We start from the raw sequence: 23,319 nt of genomic DNA on the forward strand, positions 1-23,319 counted from the left end.
CCTTGCGACAAGGTGGAGCAAGATTTTGACGGTCGCCTGCTTCATCAGGGGCGTGCCAGCACCTTGAAGGCGATGAACTGCGTCTTCTGTTCCTTCGAGAAATTGTTGTCGGAAACAAAGATCAGCAGGTCGCTGCCATCGGTGCCCTTGGCGAAGGTGACGGCCTCGATATTGTCCGGCTGCAGGCCGATCGCCCGCATGTCGAGCACTTGGGCCTTGCGCACCGGCACGATGGCCGCGTCGGTATTGGCGAGTGAAGGGATGGCCGAGACATCGGTGGCGCCCTCGGTATCGACCATGAAGACCTTGATCGAACTGCCGAACCCTTGCGCAAAACCGCGCTCGACCACCAGCAGGCGGTGGTCATCCAGGCTTAGGATCTCCGAAGCGCCGTTGTCGTTATAGCCCTTGTCGACGGTCGGCGCCTGGGGGATCGGCGCGATCGGATAGACATATTCGGCCTTGGGCCTGCCGGTTGCCGCGTCGTAGCGGATCATGCGGGCGAGTGTGCCGCGGCTAAGCCCGGAGATCGGTCCGTCCTGGAACAGCGCCGATTCGACCTCCACCATCAGGTCGCCGCCGGGCAGCGTCGCGAGCCCTTCGAAGGCGAGGTTGTCGCGGATGCCGGCGGACTTGTCGGCGGTCGGCATAAAAGCCTTGGGAAGCTCGAATTCGCGCAGGAAGGCGCCGTCCGGGCTGGCGACACGCACGAAGGGCGGCAGAAGCTGCTTCACGTCGCCTTCGCTCGACCAGTAGATGCCGTCCTTGCCAAGCCGGATCGATTCCGGATCGACGCTCTTGGCCGCAAAAGCCTCGCCGTTCTTGTCCTTCAGGGTCACGGTCTTGACCACCTTCACATCGGTGATGCCGGCCGAGCTCGCCTCGATCGAAAGCTCGTAGAACCGGGCCGGGGCCCGCTCCGAACGGTCGTCGGAAATGGCGATATAGCGATTGCTTGCCGGGTCGTAATCAAGACCGGACAGGCCACCGAACTCGACGCCATCGAACAGCGTGCCGGTCGTAATGCTAAATTCGCCCACGAAGGAAAGCCCGATCGCCGCCTTGCAATCGCCGAACGGGCAAGGAGTTGCGACCGTCACGCCGGGCTCTACGGCATGGGCAACGGGCGCGAAGAGGAGGACGAGGGCAACGGTTGAAAGCAACGCTTTGAGCATGATCGGTGTCCGGCAATTCGAGGCGGGTGAAAAACGGCGACCCGCCTCACGAATGAAAGCCGATCCCGCAGTTGCTCTTCCTCTGCCACGCGAGTTTTGCGGACGTATAACGGCCGGCTGTCAGAATCTTGAAATTTTCATGACGGGTGGTGTGGGAGACCTCAGACCGCGGCCCGTTCCGGTGAATACCCCGCCTCGCGGATCGCCTCTTCAGCCTTCGCCGCGTCGCCTTCGATCGCCACCGTCTTGGCCGTCAGATCGATCGCCACCGCCGCGCCCGGCAGGGCTTCCGCCAGCGCGCCGCGCACGGTCTTTTCGCAATGGCCGCAGGTCATGTCCGGCACGGTGAAAATCGCAGTCATCCGAATCTCCTTGTTCGATAGATGTGTTGTGCAGCTTCCCATGGAGGGAAGGTCAAGTGCATTTGAGGAATGAAGCCGGTGCGGCATTCTCCCAGTGATCTCCCCCCTTGAGGGGGAGATGTCATCGAAGATGACAGAGGGGGGTGGCGATGGTGCGGAGAATGCAGTGGCCGAAGAATATGCGGAGCGGTCACCCCCCTCTGCCCTGCCGGGCATCTCCCCCTCAAGGGGGGAGATTGGATGTGGCGCGGTCTTGCCTCATCCTGGCGTGAAGGCTCAGGCATCCTGTCTCGTCTTTTTCCTCGCCGCCGGGACGGGCTTGTCACCGCCCACCGCCCCATCCCCCGCCAGATCATCCAGGATCGGGCAGTTGGGGCGGTTGTCGCCGCCGCAGCAGTTGGCGAGGTGTTTCAAGGTCTTGACCATGCCCTGCATCTCGGTGATGCGCCGTTCGAGGTCGCCGATATGGGCGGTCGCCACCTCCTTGACGGCAGCACTTTCGCGGCTCTTGTCCTGCCAGAGTTTCAAGAGCGTCTCGGTCTCTTCGAGCGAAAAACCGAGATTGCGGGCGCGCTTGATGAAGCGCAGGATATGCACTTCCTCCTCGCCATAGACCCTGTAGTTGTTGCCGCTGCGGCCCATCGGCCGGATCAGGCCGATCTCCTCGTAATAACGGATCATCTTGGCCGACACGCCGGACGCGCTGGAGGCCTCGCCGATATTCATTTCGTTTCTCCCACTTTCACGGTCTTCAGCCGCAGCGCGTTGCCGAGCACGAAGACGCTCGACAGTGCCATGGCGCCGGCGGCGATCATCGGCGACAGCAGCCAGCCGAAGGCCGGGTAAAGCACCCCGGCCGCGACCGGCACCAGCGCGACGTTGTAACCGAAGGCCCAGAACAGGTTCTGCTTGATGTTGGTCATGGTCGCCCGGCTCATGGCGATGGCCGAAACCGCGCCCGACAGATCGCCGCCGACCAGAACCACGTCAGCGCTTTCGATCGCCACGTCCGTGCCGGTACCGATGGCGATGCCGATATCGGCCTCGGCGAGCGCCGGCGCGTCGTTGATGCCGTCGCCAACGAAGGCGAGCTTTTTCCCGTCGACGCGCATCTCGTGGATCGCCTTCACCTTGCCTTCCGGCAGGACCTCGGCGACGACCTTGTCTATGCCAACCTGTCTTGCGATCGCCTCCGCGGTGCGGCGGTTGTCGCCGGTCACCATGGCCACTTCGACGCCCATCGCCTGCAACGCCCTGATCGCGTCGCGGCTCGAGGGTTTCAGCGGATCGGCAACCGCGATCACCGCTGCCAGCTTGCCGTCGACAGCCGCATAAAGCGGCGTCTTGCCCTCGTCGCCAAGCCTGGCGGCGGCTTCCGCAAACACCTCGACCGACAGCCCCAGCTTTTCCATGAACCGGTCGGCGCCGACCGAGATCTTGCGGCCGTCCGCTTCCGCCTCAATGCCGTACCCGGTCACCGATGCGAACTTTTGCGCCTTCGGCACGGCCAGACCCTTGGCCTCGGCCGCCTTGACGATCGCCTCGGCGATCGGGTGTTCGGACTGCGCCTCGACGCTCGCAACCAGCGCCAGCACCTCGTCCTCGACAAAACCTTGCGCCGTCACAAGGTCGGTCAGTTCCGGCCGGCCCTTGGTGACGGTGCCGGTCTTGTCGACCACGACGAGCTGGACATTGCGCAGCTCCTGCAGCGCCTCGCCCTTGCGGAACAGCACCCCGAGCTCGGCCGCGCGGCCGCCGCCGACGACGATCGAGGTCGGCACCGCAAGCCCCATGGCGCAGGGGCAGGCGATGATCAGCACGGCGACCGCATTGACCAGCGCGTGGGTGAGCGCCGGTTCGGGGCCGACGAAGAACCAGACGACAAAGGTCAGGACCGCGAGCGCGATCACCGCCGGCACGAACCAGGCGGTCACCCGGTCGACCAGCGTCTGGATCGGCAGTTTCGAGCCCTGCGCCTGCTCGACCATACGGATGATCTGCGCTAGCATCGTATCGCGGCCGACCTTGTCGGCCCGGAAACGGAAGGCGCCGGTCTTGTTGATCGTGCCGCCGACCACGGTTGCGCCGGCCGCCTTTGCGACCGGCAGCGGCTCGCCCGAAATCATCGATTCGTCGACATTCGAGGAGCCTTCGATGACGGTCCCGTCGACCGGAATACGCTCGCCCGGCCGGATCACCAGCACGTCGCCGGCAACCACCTGTTCGGTCGGGATATCCAGCAGCTTGCCGTCGCACTCGACGCGGGCAGTCTTTGCCTGCAGCCGGCTCAGCTTCTCGATCGCCTCACCGGTGCGGCCCGTGGCGCGGGCCTCAAGCAACCGGCCGAACAGGATCAGCGTGACGATCACGGTGGCCGCTTCATAATAAACGAAGCGGGCGCTCTCCGGCAGCAGGTCCGGGGCAAACGTCGTCACCAGCGAATAACCGTAGGCCGCCAGCACGCCGACCGCGACCAGCGAATTCATCTCCGGCACGCCGCGCAGCAGCGCCGGCAGGCCGAGCTTCAGGAAGCGGAAGCCAGGGCCGAAGACGACTACCGTCGCAAGTGCGAAATAGACATAATAGAGGTTCTGCGTCTCGATCACGCCCATCAGCCAGTGGTGGAACGGATCGTAGACGTGGCCGGCCATTTCCAGCACGAACAGCGGCAGGGTCAGCACGAAGGCGATCGCCAGGTCGCGCTTCAGCACGCCCTCCTCGCCCTGGTGCATATGCATATGGTCATGCCCGCCGGCATGGCCCGCCTGGTCGTGCCCCATGGCGGCATGGTCCATGTGGGCTTCCGGTGCGGGATGCCCGTGGTGGTGCTCGTGCCCGGCATGCGCCGTCGGCGCCACAGGCGGCATCATGCCCGCCTCACGCATCGCATGGTCCATGGCGCCTGGCTGGATTTCGTAACCGACCTTCCGGATCGCCTTCGTCAGCTCCTCCGGCGAAAAGCCCTCGGCCGATTCCACCGTCAGTTTCTTGGTCGCGAAGTTGACGGCGCTCCTGTCGATGCCCGGCACTTTGGCCGCGGCGTTCTCGACGCGGCGCACGCAGGAGGCGCAGGTCATGCCCTCGACGGGAACGGTAAAAGGCTCGGCCTTGTGGATCGGTTTGACGGTCTCGTTCATGGGCGCAATCTCCCCTTTTTTGCCGGGATGTCTCATTGTCCCACGCTATGTGGAGCTTCCCATCATGGGAAGGTCAAGGGGTGCCGACGGATATTCTCAAGGGCGACAGATACCGGCGGGTCGGGCAGCCGGGACAGGACCATTATCGCAGCCCTCAGTCGCCGCCTTCACGATAAGATCGTACAGATGGTACTTCTTTCCGAGCAGTCGTATTCCGCCCTGGGAATAGTGCCCCGCATCCGCATAAAGGGAGACGCCATCCTCGGAAACCCGGCAGGTCGTGCCGTTGCACCGGCCGGCGGCCAGATCGATCACCGGATAGTCCCGCGCAACGATATTCATGATGTCCATCGCGACGCGGCCTCGCCGGTTCACGTCGTCAGCGGACAGATCGCAGCGGTCGGCCGCGATCCCCAGCAATCTTGACCGGGCAACACAACCGCCGACATCGGTTCCCGTCAGCGGAGGCTGCGCGAAAACCACCGGGCTCAATCCCATTTGCCGCAAGTGGGACAAGGACCCCAGGAAACTGTCCAGAAGCAGCGCCCGGCTTGCTGGAACACTCTGCCCGTCCTTCCGAACGAACGTTTCAGACTCGGTGTAGATGTCGAGATTGACGCCTATCGCGACGTATCGAAGCGTCCTGGTTGTCGCCATGGCGTCAAGGACATCCCTGTTCCGGGACAGGCAACCTTCGGGCGACCTGCGACCGTCGCTGGCGACCGGGTAGGTAATGTCGGTGAACGGTCCGCAAAGGCTTTTGGTGAACTGCACGAGTTTGACATCGGGGGCCGACGCCAGGATACCTTCCACAAGATGGGCGCCGAAGGAATCCCCCCACACCGCGATCTCGGGACTATCGGACGTGGAGCATTCGGGCGCCATCTTGCCGTTACAGTTTTTGCTCAGCCCCGTGCTCACCTCGGTCATCTCGTATAGACCCGGCGCCCTGAACGCGGCACCGTCAGTCGTTTCAAACATGATCCCGGAGGCGATGCTGGCGGCTACCGCAACGCCGGCGAGGGCAAGGAAACCCTTCGTCGGAACGCGGTTCCTGTCGCGAAACGGCCGCTCGACGAGATAGTAGCTGGCGACCGCAAGCAACGCCGCGACGCAAAGCAGAAGAGCGGACGTTGAAGCGCTCAAGTCATTGGTGAACAACCGCAAGCGCGCGAAGGCCAGGACGGGCTGATGCCAGAGATAGAGGCTGTAGCTGATCAAACCGACAAACACCAAGGCTCTTGCGGAAAGAAGCCGTCCAGTCAGATTCTCTGAAGACGAAAATAGAAGAACCAGCGCGGTTCCGACCACGACAGGCAGCGTCTGCCAGCCCGGATAAGACGGTCCGCCTTCAACGAAGAAGCAGGAGAGGACGATCATCGCGAGACCGCAAGCCGCCGCCAAACCGCCGTAGCGGGCTTTTTCTCGATCGAAACTCGCCAGGCTGATGCTGGCGCCAACGCCAAGCTCCCAGAAGCGCGTGGGCAGAAGATAGAAATTCGCCGCAGGATCGAACAGCGGCACGACCTGCGTGGCAAGGAAACTCGCTGCGCTCAACAGGAGGATGGCCGCCAGAACAAACTGGCGGCGAAACCGGCGCAACGCCATCAGAACAACAGGAAATATGATGTAGAACTGTTCTTCGACCCCGAGGGACCACGTATGCAAAAGCGGCTTCAGGTCGTTGCTTGCTTCGAAATAGCCGGTTTTACTCCAAAAATAGAAGTTCGAAACGAACAGATTCACCTGATAGAGGCTGCGGCCGAAGTCGCGCAGCTCATAGGGAAGCATCCAGGCCCATGCAAAGGGCAGACAAGCCAGGCAGACGCAAACAAGCGCCGGAATGATGCGTCGCAGGCGCCGCTCGTAGAAGCGGACGAGGCTGAACTTCCGCGCTTCAACTTCGTCATACATGATCGACGTAATCAGATAACCGCTGATGACGAAGAAGACGTCGACGCCGACAAATCCGCCGCGGAAACCCAAACCACCGTGGAATATAAGGACAGGAACCACAGCGACGGCCCGCAAGCCGTCGATTTCCGGTCTGTATTTCATTCTACAACCCAATGCGGCATCAATTCACGACAGCCGAGAGCATCGATCGATTGCACTCGCTCCTGCCTGAGCCAATTGCGACTTCGCACATGCGTGCACGTCATCCAGCAAAGGAATGTGGCCGATTTAACCCGGGCGCGTTTTTCGAGGCGTTCACGGTTCCGGCCGGCCGCCGCTGAAGCTCGGCGCATTCAGCCCTGAAAGCAGCAGAACCAGTTCCGCCTGGCGGGTGGTGCCGGTTTTCAGCATGATCTTCTTCAAATGCGAGCGGGCGGTTTCGAGCGAGATGCCGAGCGAGGCGGCGATCATTTCCGGCGTCTGGGCCATGGCGATGGCGCGCGCCACACGGGCTTCGGCAGGGGTGAGGTCGAAGAGGCCGCAGAGCACCCGCATGTCCGGCGGGCCGACCTGCCCGACCTGGGTGACGGCCAGCACCGCCATCGAACGGGAGAAGATGTCGCGCGCCGCGCGGCGGACCGGCAGCAGATGCAGGATCAGCGGTGGCAGGCCGGCGCGTCCCGCCATCGGCAGGGACTGCACGGCCGGCGCGGCCTGCGCCTTGTAGTGCGCGATCGCCTCCTCCAGCAGGGCGTTGGCGCCCACCCCTTCCAGGACCAGCCGATCGCCGGCGCCGGTGCGGATGCGCGGGCTTAAGCCCTCCATCTCGGGGTTCATGGCGATCGCCCGGCCGGCGTCGCCGATCACCGCCGCCGGCAGTCCGAGCATGGACAGCGTTTCGGTCATCGATCGCGCCTCGTTGAAGGCGAGCCGCGACGACATATAGGCAGCCCGGGCAAGATCCGGCTTCAAGAGATCGAGGCGCGCCAGCTGTTCGTCGGAAAAATGCGTCAGCCCTTTGGCGCGCATCAGGGTGATGACGATGACGTGCCCGGTCGGCTCCTGGAAGGCCCAACCCGCCTCCCATTGCATGCCGTGCGGCTCGATGATGTCGCGCTGGATCGCATCATTGGCAAACTCCTCCGCGCTCAGGAGATCGGTCACGCGGACAAACGAAAAGGGCGAACGTTGCATGGCCCGAAGCGGCCGAACATTGTCGAGCCGGGTGTCGCTTCGCACGAATTCGGCAAAGGCGTCCGCGATGTTGGGAGTGGTGACGTAGCGATGATTGCCGCTGCCGTCGACTGTGAAGATCGAGGCGGTGCTGGATCCGGCCTCCAGGGCTATCCTCTCGCAAGTCTCCGTCCAAAGCTCCGGAACCAGGGCTGCCTCGTAGAGGCGGTCTGCCAGCGTGCCTTCTGCATTCATCTAGGTGCCATCGCAATGAATTCGGGATGAAACGGGACTTGCGCGGTAATCTTTGACGTTTCTGCAAGTCTTGGCGGTACCGGAAGAATTGCATGAAGCTCCGATTGTTCTCCTTAACTTACTTGATTGACAAGTAATAAAGCTGTGTTTCGAGCGACTTCCAGCGCGCTCCTCGCTCGCCAAGCGAGCAATCGGGCGCTGGACGCGAGCTTTCAACCGGAGTTGCCGGATGTTGCTCCATCTGCCTTGAAGGGGCTTATTCGGGTGCGGCGATCCGGATAGGGCGTGTTCCGACCGGAGCGCCGGTCGCGCGATCGATGGTGACGGGATCGATTTCCGTTCCGGTTTCAGCGTCGAAGAACCGGGTCACCTTGCCCCCGCCGCGATGCTTGCGTCCCCACGCGCCGATCGCAAACAGAACCGGCAGAAAGTCGCGGCCGGCTTCCGTCAGCACATATTCGTCCCGTGGCGGACGGTCGGAATAACGGCGTTTCTCCAAAAGCCCCTCCTCCGTCAGGCCCGAAAGTCGTCCCGTCAGCATGGTCGGCGCAATGCCGAGGCTTTTGCGAAACTCATCGAAACGGGTCAGCCCCGCATGGGCGTCGCGCATGATCAGCATGCTCCACGCGTCCCCCACAAGCGCCAGGCTCCGGGCGATCAGGCAGGGCTGGTCGGAAAGATTCTTCATGTCGATATCTTTTTAGTAGTGACTTGATACGGATTTGATAGTAACTGATCGCTCCACGATGTTCCATCACAAAATGAAAGCGGAGCCAATGAGCAAGAAAAAACGTGGCGTTGCCCTGGTTACGGGTGCCTCCTCAGGAATAGGACTGGTGACGGCGCAGGCGCTGCGGCGGGATGGCTATCTTGTCTTCGGCACCAGCCGCAAGCCGATGCCCGACACGGCGGACGGGGTGACGATGCTGGTCTGCGACGTGACCGACGATGCATCCGTCAAAAATGCCGTTGACGAGGTTCTGCGCCGCGCAGGGCGGATCGATCTTCTCGTCAACAATGCCGGGGTCGGCCTGCTGGGCGGCGCCGAGGAATCCACGATCGACCAGGCGAAGGCCCTGTTCGACGTCAACGTGTTCGGAACCATTCGGATGACGAACGCCGTCCTGCCCATGATGAGGGGCCAGCAGAAGGGCCGCATCGTCAACCTGAGTTCGATACTGGGGATGATCCCAGCTCCTTTCAACGGCCTCTATGCGTCGACCAAGCACGCCGTCGAAGGCTATTCGGAGTCCCTCGACCATGAAGTGCGAACCCAGGGCATCCGCGTCGTGCTTGTCGAGCCCGGTTTGACGCGCACCGCCTTCGAGGAGAACCTGACACGCGCGGACCGCCCGCTTTCCGTCTATGATACGGTTCGCGCCGGTGCGGAGCGGCTGATGCGCGAAGCCGTCGCGAAGGGAGATGCACCGGAGGTGGTCGCCGAAGCCGTCCTGAAGGCCGCCAATGCGGCATTGCCCAAACGGCGCTACACTGCCGGAAAAATGGCAGGACAGGTCCGCTTCATACGTCGCTTCCTGCCCGAAACCATCGTCGACAAGAACCTTCGGAAGTTCAACGGGCTTCCGGCCTGAGCATTCACCGCAGAGCCCGCCGGCGATGCCGGCCACCACGGAAACGGAAGTTAGTCCGATGAAATCATTCCTGATCGATCGCTATCGCAAAGGCGGCGCTCTGCGGTTTGGCGAAATACCCGAGCCGGCATTGCGCGACAACGATGTCATGGTCGAGGTTCACGCCGCCAGCGTGAACGCCCTCGACAACAAGATCAGGGACGGCGAATTCAAGCTTATCCTGCCCTATCGCCTTCCGCTGGTGCTGGGCAATGACGTTGCGGGCGTCGTCGTCCGGGTCGGACCCAAGGTCCGGAAGTTCAAGCCGGGAGACGAGGTCTATGCCCGTCCGGCCCAGGATCGCATCGGGACATTTGCCGAGTATATCGCCATCGACGAGGCTGATGTGGCAATCAAGCCCAGCAACCTCACCATGGTGGAGGCCGCCTCCATTCCGCTTGTCGCGCTGACGGCATGGCAGGTCCTTGTCGAGCGGGCCAACCTGCGGAAGGGGCAGAAGGTCCTGATCCATGCCGGGTCGGGCGGCGTCGGCACCATCGCGATCCAGCTCGCCAAGCATCTCGGAGCCCATGTGGCGACGACCACAAGCACGGCCAATGTCGCTCTGGTGAAAAGTCTCGGGGCGGACGTCGCGGTCGACTACAAGAAAGACGACTTCGAGAAAGTGCTGCAGGGCTATGACGTCGTGCTGAACAGCCTCGGCAAGGATACGCTGGAAAAATCCTTGAATGTATTGAAGCCGGGCGGCAAGCTGATTTCGATTTCCGGTCCGCCCGATCCGGATTTCGCCCGGCAGAACGGCTCCGGCTGGCTGCTTCGACAGGCCATGCGCCTGCTGAGCTTCGGCATCAGGCGAAAAGCGGGACGCCGGAAGATCGGCTATTCGTTTCTTTTCATGACGGCGAACGGCGGTCAGCTCGCACAAATCACCTCGCTGATCGAGGCCGGTCATATCCGCCCGGTGATGGACCGGGTCTTCCCGTTCGAGAAGACCAACGAGGCGCTGGATTACGTCGAAAAGGGTCGCGCGAAGGGGAAGGTCGTCATCGCCGTGAAGTGACGCCGCGTCCTCTAGCGTTCCTCGCCCACCGTCAGCGGCCAGTCGACCACGTAGTCTTCGAAATCTTCCACATCGACCTCGTTTTCGCTGACCGTGCGACCGCGGGCGGAGATGCCGGCCTGGTGCACGGTGTCCGGATCGCCCGAGACCAGCGGATGCCACCAGTACAGATCCTCGCCGTCGCGGATCAGGCGGTAACCGCAGGTCGGCGGCAGCCATGTGATCTCGTTGACCGTCGTCGGGGTGAGCTGGATGCAGTCCGGCACGGTCGCCTGGCGGTGCTGATAGTCCTTGCAGCGACAGCTTTCCCCGTCGAGCAGGCGGCAGGCGACGGAGGTGAAGACGACGTCACCGGAATCCCAGTCCTCGAGCTTGTTGAGACAACAGAGGCCGCAACCGTCGCACAGGCTTTCCCATTCATTTTGGGTCAGCTGGTCGAGCCGCTTGGTTTTCCAGAAAGGTTCGTCGGTCATCGTGGATATCACATTTGCGGCAGTTCGGAACAAATCCCGATATCTGCATTTTACCTGTTGCGATTTTGATATCGCGCATCAACCATTTGTCAGCTAAAGCTGATTAACGGTGAGAGGCTAGAGCTCTTGATCCCTTGCAGGGACCACGTCAAGCACATCTCATCGAAAGGGCAGGGAATTCCGAAGGTGCAGGACGAGCCAAAGTCATCCGACGACCGGCCGCGCGGCAAGCGCCACCTGCTGCTGCGCATCGATTCCTGGATCGATTCCACCGTCTGGAATCTCGGTTTCCGCCTTGCCGAAATCTGGGAAGAAATCACCATCTTCTTCCGCCGGTTTCGCGTACGCGGCTGGAAGCGCATCGGCTTCGAGCTTGCCGGCGAGGCGATGACGCTCGGCACCGCCGGTTTCGTGCTGCTCCTGGCGCTCGCCCAGCCGGCGTTCGAGGAAACCCACGAGGACTGGCGCAATCGCGGCGATTTCGCCGTCACCTTCCTCGACCGCTACGGCAATATCATCGGTCATCGCGGCATCATCCATGAAGATTCGGTGCCGATCGACGAATTGCCGGACCACCTGATCAAGGCGGTGCTGGCGACCGAGGATCGCCGCTTCTTCGACCATTTCGGCATCGACTTCTTCGGCCTTGCCCGCGCCATGAGCGAAAACGCCAAGGCCGGCGGCGTCGTGCAAGGGGGGTCGACCCTCACCCAGCAGCTCGCCAAGAACCTGTTCCTCACCAACGAACGGTCGATCGAACGCAAGATCAAGGAAGCCTTCCTGTCGCTGTGGCTGGAAGCCAACCTCTCCAAGAAGGAGATCCTGTCGCTCTATCTCGACCGCGCCTATATGGGCGGCGGCACGTTCGGGGCGGCGGCGGCCGCACAGTTCTATTTCGGCAAGAACATCACGGAGGTGAACCTTGCCGAGAGCGCGATGCTCGCCGGCCTGTTCAAGGCGCCGGCCAAATACGCGCCGCATGTCAACCTGCCCGCCGCCCGCGCCCGCGCCAACGAAGTGCTTTCCAACCTCGTGCAGAGCGGGCTGATGACCGAGGGCCAGGTGATCGCCGCCCGCCGCAACCCGGCGACCGTCGTCGACCGCGCCGACGCCAAGGCGCCCGACTATTTCCTCGACTGGGCCTTCGATGAAGTGCAGCGGCTGGCGCAGGCCGGCAAGTTCCACGAACATTCGGTCGTGGTGCGCACGACGATCGACATGGGCCTGCAGCAGGCCTCGGAATCGGCGATGGAATCGAGCCTTCGCGAATACGGCGAGAGCTACAAGGCCAAGCAGGGCGCGCTCGTGATGATCGAGAACGGCGGGGCCGTGCGCGCCATGGTCGGCGGCCGAGACTATGGCGAGAGCCAGTTCAACCGCGCCGCCAGAGCGCTGCGCCAGCCGGGTTCGTCCTTCAAGCTCTATACCTATTCGGCGGCGATGGAGAACGGCTTCAAGCCGGAATCGACGATTTCGGATGCGCCGATCACCTGGAACGGCTGGTCGCCGCAGAATTACGGCCGCGCCTACAAGGGCAAGGTGACGCTGCTTTCAGCCATGGCCCAGTCGCTCAATACCGTTCCGGTCAGGCTTGCCAAGGAATATCTCGGCACCGACTTGATCGTGAAGACCGCCAAGGCTTTCGGTGTCGAAACGCCGCTCAGGAAAGACAAGACCATCCCGCTCGGCACTTCGGAAATGACCGTTCTCGACCAGGCGACAGGCTATGCGGTGATGCCGGCCGGTGGCATGCAATCGCGCCGCCACGGCATCGAGCAGGTTCTCGGATATGGCGGCGACGTGCTCTACGATTTCAACCGAGACGAACCGCCGGCCAAGCGCGTGCTCTCCGAACAGGCGATGTCGTCGATGAACCGCATCCTGTCGCAGATCCCGGTGATCGGCACCGCCCGCAAGGCAGCCCTCGACGGCGGCATCGTCACCGCCGGCAAGACCGGCACCTCGCAGAGTTATCGCGACGCCTGGTTCATCGGGTTTACCGGCAATTACACGACCGCCATCTGGTTCGGAAACGACGACTTCACCTCGATGAACAACATGACCGGCGGTTCGCTGCCGGCCGCGACCTTCAAGACGGTGATGGATTATGCCCATCAGGGGATCGAGCTGCGCGCCATTCCCGGCATCGATAATCCGCTGCCGACCGGAGACCACAAGGGAAATGCGGTCGCCAAAAAGAAGGACGGCACCCCCGATACCGGATTGCAGGCGCTCGTCCGGCCCCGCTCGCTATCGGCCGAATCCACCCGGCTGCTGCGGCAGATTGCCGGAAAGCTGAAAGAAGCCGGCCGGCTTGGACCTGCCACCGCCAAGGTGGCCGACAAGACCACGACGGGATCGGTCACCGAGGCGCTGCCCGTCAGTTCCAAAAGCCCCTGAGCCCCTGGCTTCCGAGCTTGCCACGCACGGTCGCGGCGACGCAGAGCGCCGTCACGCCCTCGTGCAGGCCGCCCTGCATCAGCTTTTCAAATGCGATGCGGTCCCTTTCAGCCAATCCGTCATCGGCTCGCGACACCCAGCTGCGGAATAACGCGGTGCGTTCGCCCTGATCGATATCCTGGCCCATCAGGTCGAAGAAGCGGACATAGGTATCGACCGCGAGGTCCTTGACCGGCGGGCTTGTCCAGCCTGGCCGCGCCGCCTGCGGCAGGCAGGTGTCGATCGCCTCGACGACCGCGCGGCGTGCCTCGGTCGGCTGGCTTTCGGTCAGCGTCATGAAGTCGGCGGAAATGGTCTTCGGGCTCGCCGGCCCCTTTTCCTGCTTCAGATGGTAATAGGCACCCGAAAACCCAGCCGCCACGGCTACCAAGGCGCCGGTCGCCATCATCCATAATCTCATCGTCTTTGCCCCGGAACGTTGTCTCGGGGCGACGGTAGCCAAGGAACAGGCTTGGCGTAGTGCGCGCGGATTCTAGTCACAAGAACCGCTTAAAGTAACGTTATCAAACGGTTAGCGGATGGCGTCGGTTGTGCGGGAATAGAACGAAAGGCGCCCAAGCTGGATAACTTTGGCACAGGTGACGGTGCGCATCTCGGTCGGGCGCGGAATGGAGACCGGTTGCCCAGCCCGTAATTCGGTCGGTCCGGCAAGACTGATTCGGGTCAGGCGGACGCCTGTACCGGAAAGACACAACCCACCCATTCCTTCCCAATAGAATCAATGCTAACCCTCTGACATAGCTGTCCGAGGGCCAAAGCAAACCCGTGTTCCGTGTTCCCTTCCTCATAGCGATCGCGCTCACCATCGCCTTCGGCGGCGGGATATGGTCCACCCTCGTCGCGCTGGATGCCACGATCGGTTTCGGTGCGATCAAGCTCGGCTCATGGGAAGCCTTTCCGCAGGCGCAGACAGCGCAGGCGGACCCTTATGCGAAGTCGCACCGGGCCAATGCCGGCAAGCTCATCTATGCGAGCGCCGAGGGCCTCACCTTCATTGCCTCGGTCGACGAAAAGGGCGACCGCCTGACCGGAAACTGCTCCTACCGCCTCACCGGCCGCACGCCGCCGGCGCGTTTCTGGACGCTGTTTGCCGCGGCCCCCGGTGCCGCCCCGCCCTTGGCGCAATCGGACCTGCCGACTGCGCTCAACTCCCGCATCGTGCTGCGCGACGGCGACAGCGACGGCGGTTTCGACATCGCGATTTCCGCAACCGCCAAGCCAGGCAACTGGCTGGCCGTCGCAGCGCCTGGCGCGTTCCGGCTGACGCTGACGCTGTTCGACACGCCGACGGCCGGCAGCTCCGGCCTGATCGACCTCACCATGCCGCGTATCGAGAAGACCGGGTGCGGCAATGTCTAGAAGGCTTGGATTTAGACGTTTGAGGTCGGTGAGTTCGAGAGCTGCGGAGCCGGTATCCCGGGGGTTCGCGCTGAAGGCGCTGCTGGCGGTAATCACCGGCTTGATCGGCGCGGCGCTGCTGCACCTGATCATCGTGCTGGCGCTGCCGAGTTTCAGCGAGCGAGACGCCTATACGCGGGTGCTGGCGGAAGGGGAGATCTTCCGCTTCTATCGGCTGGGAGAAAAGCCGGATCGCGCCGGGCTTGCCAAGGATGATCCGTTCGTCGATGCGACGGTCTGCGCCTTCGATATCTCCGACGGGCCGGTCCGGCTGACGGCCGCCAATGGCGGCGTGCCCTTCTGGTCGCTCGGTGTCTACGACCAGTCGTCGAACGAGGTGTTCAGCATCAATGACCGGACATCGGCCGGCGGCGTGCTGGATGTGGTGATTGCCTCCCCAGCGCAGACGACCGCATTGCGCAAGGCGCTGCCGCAGGCAGTCTCGCAGTCGATCCTGGTGGAAGCCAAAGAGACGGCGGGATATGCCGTCCTGAGAAGTCTCGTCCCGCAACCGAGCTTTGCGGGTATCGTGTCGCAATTCCTGAACCAGGCAACCTGCGCACCGTTCGAATGGCGCTCCCGAAGCCGGTTCTGATGTCTGTCTTGCCGGCTATTCGGCGCGCACCGCGTGGTTTTCGGCCTTGCGGTCGCCCAGGTCTTCGAAACGCTCGTAACGCACGCCGGTGAACAGCAGGAGCTGTCCGGCATTGTCGCTTTCGCCGATCTTGATCTGCGGCCGGCGCTGATGCTCGCTGCGCCATCTGTTCAATATTACGATCTCTGCCATGCTCGTCTCCGCTTAAGGAATTCGAGACGGATGAAGACGGACCGATCTCACCCTGCCCTCTCCAAGGGCCTGACGCATCCCGAGGTAGAAGTTCGGGCATCCGCGCCTTTCTCGCCTGTGCGCCTTGTTCGAAAGCGCAACGACATTTCGACATGGACGGCCGGTTCCGCCTGAACCGGCCGTTATGGAGAAGGTCCCAGGGACGCGGGGCCATCCGGTACTTGAAACCCGGCAAAACACACGCCGGTTACCCCATGATTCAGCCAGACCACCGTTAACAATTCCTTACTGCTAATATAGCAGTTGCTACCGGTGGATGTCTGTTGTCCGCAGCCAAAACGCAGGAGCCTCGGTTTGGTTCACCGCCTCCGCAGGCGCCGATCGCAGCCGCAATTTCCTGGCCGAAACAGGGAAACTGCAAGAAATCACGGACGTATCAAAACGATCCATTTTCACAGACCGTTAACCCTCCAAGAGTTAGCATCCGGTTAAACCAAGGCGACACCATTCTGCAGATGCTCTCACAGCTGCGTGAGCGGGCGGGCGCCACCGGGAGTTTCCCAGGCAAGGTACGATGAGAGCGCCAGGCGGGCTTTTCCGGCACACCTGATCGGCGTTCGGCACTCCGGATTTGTTTTGCGTTGATTGCGAGTTTGCCAGTGACGAATGAGTTTCGAGACCTTGAAAGGCCCCAGGCCATGCGTAAGAAGGATGTGGTGCTGATGGCCACGGTGACGAGCTTCGAAAGCCTTCCGTACCCTTCGCGGTCGGAGCTTCGACAGTTCGCCGAGCTCTTCGCCCCCCTGTTTTCCGCCTCATCGGAAGAAGCCCGCCGCGATGCGGTCGCGGCCCTTTCCCAATGCAAGACCGTACCGCCGGCCGTCGCCTTCTTCATTGCCAGCCAGCCGATCGCGGTCGCGGCCCCGTTCCTGACCTCCTCGACCTGCCTTTCCGACGATGCGCTGATCGCCATCGCCCGCACCCAAGGGGAAGCGCATGCCCGTACCATCGTGCGCCGCGAAGCGCTGTCGCCGACGGTGATCGACGCGCTGGTGGGCTTGCGCTACGACCGCAATACCCGCCGCGATGCGCCTGAAAACCTCGACGCGCTCGTGCCGCGCCGGCCGACGCCGGAAATGGTCGACGAGGCCGAGCGCAATACGCGCGAGGAACTCCTGCGCAGCCGGATCAAGGCGCTTGCCGGCCATGTCGACCGGCCCGCCGCCGACCGGCTGGGCTTGCGCAATCTGTCGCCGATCCAGGAGGCGCTGCTGGTGCGGTTCGCCCGCAATCGCGAGACCGGGCTGTTTGCGACCGTGCTTGCCGATACGCTTTCGGCCAGCCGTTGGCTTTCGGAACGGATCCTGCTCGACATTTCCGGCCAGCAGCTCGCCGCGACGCTGAAGGGCCTGGCGATGGAGAAGGACGATGCGCTCTTCATCCTCCAGCGGCTTTACGACCATCTGGCAGCCGAGCAGGACAGCGTGACGAGGAGCGCCTCTCTCTGGGATGCGCTCGACGAGGACGAATGCGGCAAACGCGTCGAGGCCTGGCGCCGCGCCGACAGCTATACCTATCCGGAACCGCAGCATCAGCCGATGTTTGCCGACAATCGCGCAGAGGACAGCCGTGAACCGCGGGTGATCCGCACCACTGCCAGCGTCCGCAAGCCGCTCAACGGCCTCTACCGGGTGCGCTGACCGGTCAGGCCGGCTTCACCACCTCAAACAGATCGGCGACGTCGTCAATCTCCAGTTCCAGCAGCCAGAGATCCGGATCGAAGCGCATTTCGCGCGACAGCATCTCGCGGATGGCTTCCGGCTCGGCGCGTTGCGCCCTCACCTCGAATTTGCGCCCGCCATCGTCCTCACCGAAGAAGTTCTGCGGGGCCGGCGCGTAGAGCGTTTCCAGCCCGTCGCGGAAGCGCTGGCGGATGAAGATCGCGCCCGCGGCCTCCGCTCCCTTCTTTTCGACGGCGGCAAAACCGCCGAGCCCGAAGACGCGGCGGATCATGGCGGAGACGACGATTTCGGATTTCAGACGCATGGCTCCTCTTACGGCGCTTCGCGCCCGGGCGCAAATTCGCCTTCGCTGAATTTTACCCGGATATAACCATTGCCATAATATTACCCGGATGATATTAGCTGCGCTTCCACCGAGGAAGGCAAGGACATGAACACCATCGACAGGAAAGCGGCGATCTCCGCCTACAAGGAACGCAAGGCTCCGGCCGGCATCTATCTCATCCGGTTTGCTCCAACCGGGCAGGCATGGGTCGGCCGGGCGGGCGATCTCGACAAGATCCGGAACCGCATCTGGTTCACGCTCCAGCACGGCAGCCATGTCAACAAGAACCTGCAGGTGGCCTGGAATTCGAACCGGGCGGAGGACTTTGCGCTGGAGCGTCTGGAAGAGATCGACAAGGAGCTGACCGGCTATCTGCGCGACCGGACGCTGAAGGATCGCCTCATCCACTGGGCTTTCGAACTGGGCGCCGAAACGGTGTGAGGTCATCCGGCGGAAGTCCCTGAGAAGAAACGGGAAATCGCGATGCCGCGGCCTTTCCTTTCGCCGAATGCACCATATCTTACGCATCGGTGCCGCACGGCACTGTCATGAAAAGGAGTTTGGGGCTTGGCTACTTCCGCATTGATCAGCATTCTGATCACCTTCCTGGTGATCGTCCTGGTTCTCTATCTCGTCGCGCGCCTGCCGATCGATGGCCGCGCGAAACAGATCGCGCAGATCATCATCATCATCATCGGCATCATTTCGCTGCTGAAATATCTCGCCGTTTTCTAAGGCAGAGATGCGCCCGGCCATGCCGGGCGCCATCCAGCCGGCGCGATCAAGATCACGCCGTCATTGCATTTGTCCGCCGGTATTCCTGCGTCACCCCGCCAAAACCCCAGGCGTCCGCCTCGACCTCGCGGACGATGACATAGGTGGCGGGCGGTATCCCGCCGAGGCTCTTTTTCAAAAGCGCGTCCATCGCCTCGATGAAACGCTGCTTCTCCTCGGCCGTGTTGGTGCCGAGCGTGACATTGGCCTCCACATGCGCGGCCACTTCCAGCGGCTCGCCCCCGACGGTCCAGCCGGAAAGATCGACCTCCTCCACCAGGACCGCGGTGACCTCGCGGCGCTTGCGCATGATCGTGTTCATCAGCACCGTGGTTTCCTGCTGCAGCAGGCGCCTTGATTCCAGCTCGATGCTTTTGCCGGCGATGATGACGTGAACGAAGGGCATGACGTTCTCCTTTTCGGATTTCTGTTGACGCCGCTATCTTCTCTCCGCACAATCATTTTGAAAATCACGAAGTTTCAAACGTATGCTTTGGTAAAACTCAACGGTTATGCTACCCATCAATCTCGACATCGACACTCTGAGAAGTTTCGCGCTCGGCCTGGAGCTTGGCAGTTTCGCCAAGGCTGCCGACCGGCTGGGCCGTTCGCCTTCGGCGATCAGCCTGCAATTGAAGAAGCTGGAGGAACAGGTGGGCGAAACCCTGCTGCAGAAGCAGGGGCGTGGACTAGTCCTCACCGAAGCAGGCGAGATCCTGCTCAGCTATGCCAAGCGCATCCTGGAGCTCAACGACGAGGCGCGGGCGGCGGTGCGCGGCGGCGGCAAGCTCGAAGGCTGGGTGAAGATCGGCGTGCCGCAGGATTTCGCCGAAACCTGGCTGCCGGACCTGCTCGGCCGCTTTTCGAAGATCCATCCGAAGGTACGGGTCGAGGCCCGGGTCGACCGGGGTGTCGCGATGGTGCAGGCGATCGACAAGGGTGAACTCGACGTGGCGCTGACCTGGGGCACGCTCGCCAGCCCGCGGGCGGAGATCGTCGCAAGGCGGGAAATCGCCTGGATCGGTCCGGATGGTTTCCGGCATATGCCCGGAGAGACGCTAGCAATCGTCGCCTTCGATCCGCCCTGCGCCTTCCGCAAGGCAGCCATCGACGCGCTCGACCGCGGCGGCATCCCTTGGCGGCACGCTTTTGCCAGCCCGAGCCTTGCCGGCCTTTGGGCAGCGGTCACCGCCGGGCTCGGAGTCACGCCCCGGATCGTCGAGGGCAAGCCGCCGCAGCTTGCCGCGCTTGATGCCAAAGAAGCAGGCCTGCCCGATCTCGGCGCGATCGAGCTTGCGCTGCACGTCGCCGAAACCCGCCTCGCGCCGCCTGCCGAAGAGCTGAAACGGCTGGTGCTGGAAGCGGTGGCGATGCGTTGAGCGGCGAGCTCTCGCGCTGATCACCTTGCTGTCCGATGGACGGCCGATGACTGCCCCAGGTGACGGGCTAGCGGCTATCGTTGAAACGTAAGATGGATGGTGCCGCTCTCGGCCGTTTCCGCCTTGACCGTATAGCCCGTTTCGAAGCCGCGCAGATCGTCCCACAGGCGGATGCCCCGCCCGAGCAAAATCGGCGCGATCGCGACATGGAGGCGGTCGACAAGACCAGCCTTGAGGTAGTCGCGAACGACGGTAGGGCCACCGCCTATCCTCACGTCCTTGCCGTTTGCGGCGCTCACGGCCTGCTGAAGCGCATCAACCGGAGTGGCATCGAGGAAGTGGAACGTGGTGCCGCCGGCCATCTCCAGGGAGGGCCGCGGCTTGTGTGTCAAGACGAAGACCGGGCAGCGGAACGGTGGCTCGTCGCCCCACCAGCCACGCCAGTTCGGATCGTCGGGAAAGTTGTGCAACCCGAACATGCCGGCGCCCATGATCTCAGCACCCACATCGGCGAAGTACGCCTTCGCGTATTCATCATCGACACCTGTGGTTCCCGCTCCCGAGGTATCCTTCAACACGCGCTCCCGGAATGTTCGCGTCGCAGCATATGCGCCGACGAGACGCGACCAGTCCTCGCCGAACGGGGTTTCGGGCGTCTGGTCCGTCGTTGTCGCGAAACCATCGAGCGAGATCATGAGATCGACACGAACTACCACCGGATCCTCCTTGCGTGTGGTTGCACCTTGACCGCCTCATATTCAGAGCCAAATACTAAGGCATTTGCCTTTGTATCCAAGGCCTGATACTAAGGCAAGCACCTTTTTATCCTTGGCCGGCGCACCCGCCGATTTGACCGACGCACATGCCTTATCATTCGACTCCGCTCGACCTCGCCTTTCATGCTCTCAGCGACCCGACCCGCCGCGCCGTAGTGTCGCGGCTGGTCGAGGGCGAGTTACCGGTCAGCGCTTTGGCCGAGCCTTTCGACATGGCGCTGCCCTCCTTCGCCCAGCATCTCAAGGTGCTGGAAGATTGCGGGCTGATCGTCAGCCAGAAGCGTGGGCGCAGCCGCTGGTGCCGGCTGGTGCACGCGCGCTTCGACGAGGCGGCGGACTGGATGGTATCGGAGCGCCGGCGCTGGACCGAGCGGTTGGATCGGCTCGAAGTCTACCTGGATAAAACCGAAGAGGACGATGAAGGACATGGCAAAGCTGTTTGAGACATGGTCGCTCGACCGCGAAATCGTGCTGGTGAAGCTGCTGAACCACCGCCGCGAGAAGGTCTTTGCCGCCTGGATGGACCCCAAGGCATTGGCCGAATGGTACGGCCCGGCCGGTCTCAGCATCGAGACCCACGAAGCCGATATCCGCGAGGGCGGGGTCTGGCGGTTCGACATGGTGGGCGTGTTCGAGGGTAAGGAACAGCGCTTCCCAAACCTGATGCGCTTTCTGGAGATCGTGCCGAACGAACGGATCGTGATGGACTACGGCACGCCCGACCCTGACGACCCCGACCGTTTCCGCGCCACGGTGACCTTCGATGAGCAGACCGATGGCAAGACGGTCCTGACCATGCGCCAGCTCCACCCCAGCGCCAAACGGCGTCAGGTGGTCATCGGCTTCGGCGCGGTCGAATACGGGCTGCAGACGCTGGATGGTCTCGCGGCCTGGCTCGACCGCTGAGCGGTCTGCCAAAGTGCCGCGTGCGCCTGCCGATCGATGGCCGCGCAAAACAGATCGCGCAGATCATCATCATCGGCATCATTTCGCTGCTGAAATATCTCGCCGTTTTCTAAAGGTGATTCCCTGCAAATTGAGAAATTGCCTCTCAGCCTAGCCCTCTCCCCGTTCCGACAGGGAGAGGGGACGTGCCACGCGCTCCCTTGAGAATGTGGCAAAACGAGGCGGCATATGTCCGGCATTCGGCAGCAAATGCCGCCAGACGTGGGGCTACCGCGGCGACTTTGCGCCAATAGCGGACGAAGCCTTTATCACAAAGATTGACTGTCAGGATAACGAGCTGAATTGGCAGTAGTGGTCGCCTCCCAGAGGCCGCGCAGATCAGAGCAGATCTGGCAAAAGCTGATGCCGAATATCAACAGGGATGCGCTCAAGCCGCCAGATTGAAGACACTTGGTTATTGACAGCCCTCTGGGTTCGCGACACGCTTAGATGGTGTTGAACAGAGCAAAACTTGAATGCAAGCATTTCAGTCTCACGTATCATTTGCATGTCCTACCTGTGAGAAAATATCGTCTGGTCCAGTCGAAATTCCAGAGCCGGATTGGTCGGCAGCAGAGAGTTCCAGTGACCTGAATTCCGAGGGTCAAATCTATGTCACATGCACCCAATGTGACGAGGAGTTTCCCGCATATGTCGTCAACAGCGCCGGAAACGTCCACATCAAATTCGACGACCATCCCGACATAATGGTGTCAGCGGATGACGCATTTTATTCATTTGAAGAAGGCGTATGGCCAGAACCGGAAATTCCTTCTGACCCTTCGTCAGTTTTTGCAGGTCTCCGCACCGAGGTCCACGTCTGGCTCAGGGAGCACCGTAACGAATTCGGAGGTGCCCTTATCAATCGAATGCTGTTCGCGTCGTTAATCAGCGGTCTTGAAGCTTTTTTGAGCGACACACTTCTCAATGCTGTTTCTGAGCAAAAGGAAGCTCAGTTGCGTCTCGTGAAGCATGACAAAGACGTTCTTACAATGAAGTTCACTCTAGCAGAGGTTCTTGAAAAACCTAATCTAGTTATCGAGACCATAACTACGCATTTACGCGATATCAGCTTCCATAACCTCCCCAGAGTGAATGCTCTCTATCGTGCTGCGTTAGATATTGATTTTTTCAAGATGCTCGAAAAAGAAGAGGTTGCAGCGCTAAACAAGGCAGTGGAACTTCGACATCACGTCGTTCATCGTAATGGGCGCGATAAGGACGGAAATCTCTTGGAAAACTTCACGCCTGCTTACGTGAGATCTGTTTTAGAGCTGACCGACGCCTTGGTTCGCAAACTGGATGAAGCGGTGAATCCGGTTGATGACGATTCCATCCCTTTTTAGCTCGAGCGTACAACCGGCAGGTCTTCTAGCTTCGTGGTATAGCGTGGTGACCTTCGGTCAAACTGCGTCGGCCACGCCTTCTTGATGCCAGCTGAAGCCGGGACCAACGTTCTTCGTCCAAATTTCGAGTTGATAGTGTCTAGCGCCGCCTTCGACCGATCTGATTGGACTCGTGAAGTTGGCGGTGGGCAACGTGCTGTGACCGCTTTGGGCCGAAAAGCAAGTCGCTGGTGGCCCTCGCCGCTGGAAACATCGAACATTCGG

The 23,319-nt window shown here is 61.9% G+C and carries 26 protein-coding genes; 12 read left to right on the forward strand and 14 right to left on the reverse strand.

Annotation, left to right across the window (positions count from 1 at the left end; translation table 11 throughout):
- Positions 1-44 precede the first annotated feature (44 nt).
- The 7 genes from AC1DLT_RS23715 to AC1DLT_RS23745 all read right to left on the reverse strand — a co-directional run bounded on the left by AC1DLT_RS23715 (position 45) and on the right by AC1DLT_RS23745 (position 8,686).
- Complete coding sequence (locus AC1DLT_RS23715) at positions 45-1,175, reverse strand: esterase-like activity of phytase family protein (protein ID WP_477488373.1); 1,131 nt, start codon at positions 1,173-1,175, stop codon at positions 45-47.
- 161 nt (positions 1,176-1,336) lie between these two features.
- On the reverse strand, positions 1,337-1,537 hold the full coding sequence (locus AC1DLT_RS23720; RefSeq protein ID WP_038541227.1) for a heavy-metal-associated domain-containing protein: 201 nt from the start codon (positions 1,535-1,537) through the stop codon (positions 1,337-1,339).
- 276 nt (positions 1,538-1,813) lie between these two features.
- A complete protein-coding gene (gene cueR, locus AC1DLT_RS23725) occupies positions 1,814-2,263 on the reverse strand; it encodes a Cu(I)-responsive transcriptional regulator (protein ID WP_477488374.1) in 450 nt (149 codons plus the stop codon).
- Positions 2,260-4,674 (reverse strand): heavy metal translocating P-type ATPase, encoded by a 2,415-nt coding sequence (locus tag AC1DLT_RS23730; RefSeq protein ID WP_477488375.1) that lies wholly within the window; start codon positions 4,672-4,674, stop codon positions 2,260-2,262. Before AC1DLT_RS23730 ends, cueR begins: the two co-directional genes overlap by 4 nt.
- A gap of 96 nt (positions 4,675-4,770) precedes the next feature.
- Positions 4,771-6,732, reverse strand: a complete 1,962-nt coding sequence (locus AC1DLT_RS23735) for an acyltransferase family protein (RefSeq protein WP_477488376.1) — start codon at positions 6,730-6,732, stop codon at positions 4,771-4,773.
- Between the two features lie 153 nt (positions 6,733-6,885).
- Positions 6,886-7,998, reverse strand: a complete 1,113-nt coding sequence (locus AC1DLT_RS23740) for a helix-turn-helix transcriptional regulator (protein ID WP_477488377.1) — start codon at positions 7,996-7,998, stop codon at positions 6,886-6,888.
- Positions 7,999-8,254: 256 nt separating this feature from the next.
- Positions 8,255-8,686, reverse strand: a complete 432-nt coding sequence (locus AC1DLT_RS23745; protein ID WP_038541217.1) for a winged helix-turn-helix transcriptional regulator — start codon at positions 8,684-8,686, stop codon at positions 8,255-8,257.
- Positions 8,687-8,774: 88 nt separating this feature from the next.
- On the opposite strand from AC1DLT_RS23745, the gene AC1DLT_RS23750 reads away from it, so the two are divergent.
- On the forward strand, positions 8,775-9,590 hold the full coding sequence (locus AC1DLT_RS23750; RefSeq protein WP_477484412.1) for an oxidoreductase: 816 nt from the start codon (positions 8,775-8,777) through the stop codon (positions 9,588-9,590).
- Between the two features lie 58 nt (positions 9,591-9,648).
- A complete protein-coding gene (locus AC1DLT_RS23755; protein ID WP_477488378.1) occupies positions 9,649-10,650 on the forward strand; it encodes an NADP-dependent oxidoreductase in 1,002 nt (333 codons plus the stop codon).
- An 11-nt stretch (positions 10,651-10,661) separates the two neighbouring features.
- Here AC1DLT_RS23755 and AC1DLT_RS23760 read toward each other — a convergent pair whose 3' ends face one another.
- Positions 10,662-11,123, reverse strand: a complete 462-nt coding sequence (locus AC1DLT_RS23760; protein ID WP_038541213.1) for a YcgN family cysteine cluster protein — start codon at positions 11,121-11,123, stop codon at positions 10,662-10,664.
- A 186-nt stretch (positions 11,124-11,309) separates the two neighbouring features.
- Here AC1DLT_RS23760 and AC1DLT_RS23765 point away from each other — a divergent pair, with 186 nt between their 5' ends.
- On the forward strand, positions 11,310-13,523 hold the full coding sequence (locus AC1DLT_RS23765; protein ID WP_247038787.1) for a transglycosylase domain-containing protein: 2,214 nt from the start codon (positions 11,310-11,312) through the stop codon (positions 13,521-13,523).
- Here AC1DLT_RS23765 and AC1DLT_RS23770 read toward each other — a convergent pair.
- Positions 13,504-13,983, reverse strand: a complete 480-nt coding sequence (locus tag AC1DLT_RS23770; RefSeq protein ID WP_477488379.1) for a hypothetical protein — start codon at positions 13,981-13,983, stop codon at positions 13,504-13,506. The genes AC1DLT_RS23765 and AC1DLT_RS23770 overlap by 20 nt on opposite strands.
- A gap of 365 nt (positions 13,984-14,348) precedes the next feature.
- Here AC1DLT_RS23770 and AC1DLT_RS23775 point away from each other — a divergent pair, with 365 nt between their 5' ends.
- Together AC1DLT_RS23775 and AC1DLT_RS23780 are read left to right on the forward strand one after the other, a co-directional pair.
- Positions 14,349-14,942, forward strand: a complete 594-nt coding sequence (locus AC1DLT_RS23775; RefSeq protein WP_038541207.1) for a DUF1214 domain-containing protein — start codon at positions 14,349-14,351, stop codon at positions 14,940-14,942.
- 28 nt (positions 14,943-14,970) lie between these two features.
- Positions 14,971-15,576 carry a DUF1254 domain-containing protein gene (locus AC1DLT_RS23780; protein WP_247139131.1) on the forward strand — a complete coding sequence of 202 codons (606 nt, stop codon included), beginning with the start codon at positions 14,971-14,973 and terminating at the stop codon, positions 15,574-15,576.
- A gap of 15 nt (positions 15,577-15,591) precedes the next feature.
- On the opposite strand, the gene AC1DLT_RS23785 is transcribed toward AC1DLT_RS23780, so the two are convergent.
- Positions 15,592-15,768 carry a hypothetical protein gene (locus tag AC1DLT_RS23785; protein ID WP_155414678.1) on the reverse strand — a complete coding sequence of 59 codons (177 nt, stop codon included), beginning with the start codon at positions 15,766-15,768 and terminating at the stop codon, positions 15,592-15,594.
- A 659-nt stretch (positions 15,769-16,427) separates the two neighbouring features.
- Between AC1DLT_RS23785 and AC1DLT_RS23790 the strand changes: the two genes are divergently transcribed.
- Positions 16,428-17,468 carry a DUF2336 domain-containing protein gene (locus tag AC1DLT_RS23790; RefSeq protein ID WP_477488380.1) on the forward strand — a complete coding sequence of 347 codons (1,041 nt, stop codon included), beginning with the start codon at positions 16,428-16,430 and terminating at the stop codon, positions 17,466-17,468.
- A 4-nt stretch (positions 17,469-17,472) separates the two neighbouring features.
- Here AC1DLT_RS23790 and AC1DLT_RS23795 read toward each other — a convergent pair whose 3' ends face one another.
- A complete protein-coding gene (locus tag AC1DLT_RS23795) occupies positions 17,473-17,814 on the reverse strand; it encodes a DUF1491 family protein (RefSeq protein ID WP_477488381.1) in 342 nt (113 codons plus the stop codon).
- A 126-nt stretch (positions 17,815-17,940) separates the two neighbouring features.
- Here AC1DLT_RS23795 and AC1DLT_RS23800 point away from each other — a divergent pair, with 126 nt between their 5' ends.
- Entirely contained in the window at positions 17,941-18,276 is a 336-nt protein-coding gene (locus tag AC1DLT_RS23800; protein ID WP_477488382.1) for a GIY-YIG nuclease family protein, read from the forward strand.
- Between the two features lie 126 nt (positions 18,277-18,402).
- A complete protein-coding gene (locus AC1DLT_RS23805; RefSeq protein WP_007772654.1) occupies positions 18,403-18,570 on the forward strand; it encodes a Thivi_2564 family membrane protein in 168 nt (55 codons plus the stop codon).
- Between the two features lie 52 nt (positions 18,571-18,622).
- On the opposite strand, the gene AC1DLT_RS23810 is transcribed toward AC1DLT_RS23805, so the two are convergent.
- The gene (locus tag AC1DLT_RS23810) at positions 18,623-19,015 is read right to left on the reverse strand and encodes a tautomerase family protein (RefSeq protein WP_477488383.1); all 393 of its coding nucleotides are present in this window, start codon (positions 19,013-19,015) and stop codon (positions 18,623-18,625) included.
- A gap of 106 nt (positions 19,016-19,121) precedes the next feature.
- Between AC1DLT_RS23810 and AC1DLT_RS23815 the strand changes: the two genes are divergently transcribed.
- Positions 19,122-19,988, forward strand: coding sequence for a LysR substrate-binding domain-containing protein (locus AC1DLT_RS23815; RefSeq protein WP_477488384.1), 867 nt, complete (start codon positions 19,122-19,124; stop codon positions 19,986-19,988).
- 74 nt (positions 19,989-20,062) lie between these two features.
- Here the strand turns inward: AC1DLT_RS23815 and AC1DLT_RS23820 are convergent, their stop codons facing one another.
- Positions 20,063-20,704, reverse strand: a complete 642-nt coding sequence (locus AC1DLT_RS23820) for a dihydrofolate reductase family protein (RefSeq protein WP_477488385.1) — start codon at positions 20,702-20,704, stop codon at positions 20,063-20,065.
- Positions 20,705-20,850: 146 nt separating this feature from the next.
- On the opposite strand from AC1DLT_RS23820, the gene AC1DLT_RS23825 reads away from it, so the two are divergent.
- From AC1DLT_RS23825 to AC1DLT_RS23835, 3 genes are all read left to right on the forward strand, one after another.
- The gene (locus AC1DLT_RS23825) at positions 20,851-21,207 is read left to right on the forward strand and encodes an ArsR/SmtB family transcription factor (RefSeq protein ID WP_038541186.1); all 357 of its coding nucleotides are present in this window, start codon (positions 20,851-20,853) and stop codon (positions 21,205-21,207) included.
- On the forward strand, positions 21,182-21,670 hold the full coding sequence (locus AC1DLT_RS23830) for an SRPBCC family protein (RefSeq protein WP_174479276.1): 489 nt from the start codon (positions 21,182-21,184) through the stop codon (positions 21,668-21,670). Before AC1DLT_RS23825 ends, AC1DLT_RS23830 begins: the two co-directional genes overlap by 26 nt.
- A 515-nt stretch (positions 21,671-22,185) precedes the next feature.
- Positions 22,186-23,055: a hypothetical protein gene (locus tag AC1DLT_RS23835; protein WP_477488386.1), complete on the forward strand. Its 870-nt coding sequence runs from the start codon at positions 22,186-22,188 to the stop codon at positions 23,053-23,055.
- Here AC1DLT_RS23835 and AC1DLT_RS23840 read toward each other — a convergent pair.
- On the reverse strand, positions 23,052-23,315 hold the full coding sequence (locus AC1DLT_RS23840) for a DUF4113 domain-containing protein (RefSeq protein WP_477488387.1): 264 nt from the start codon (positions 23,313-23,315) through the stop codon (positions 23,052-23,054). The genes AC1DLT_RS23835 and AC1DLT_RS23840 overlap by 4 nt on opposite strands.
- Positions 23,316-23,319 lie beyond the last annotated feature (4 nt).

The sequence above is a fragment of the Neorhizobium sp. 05N33 genome (assembly GCF_056397445.1).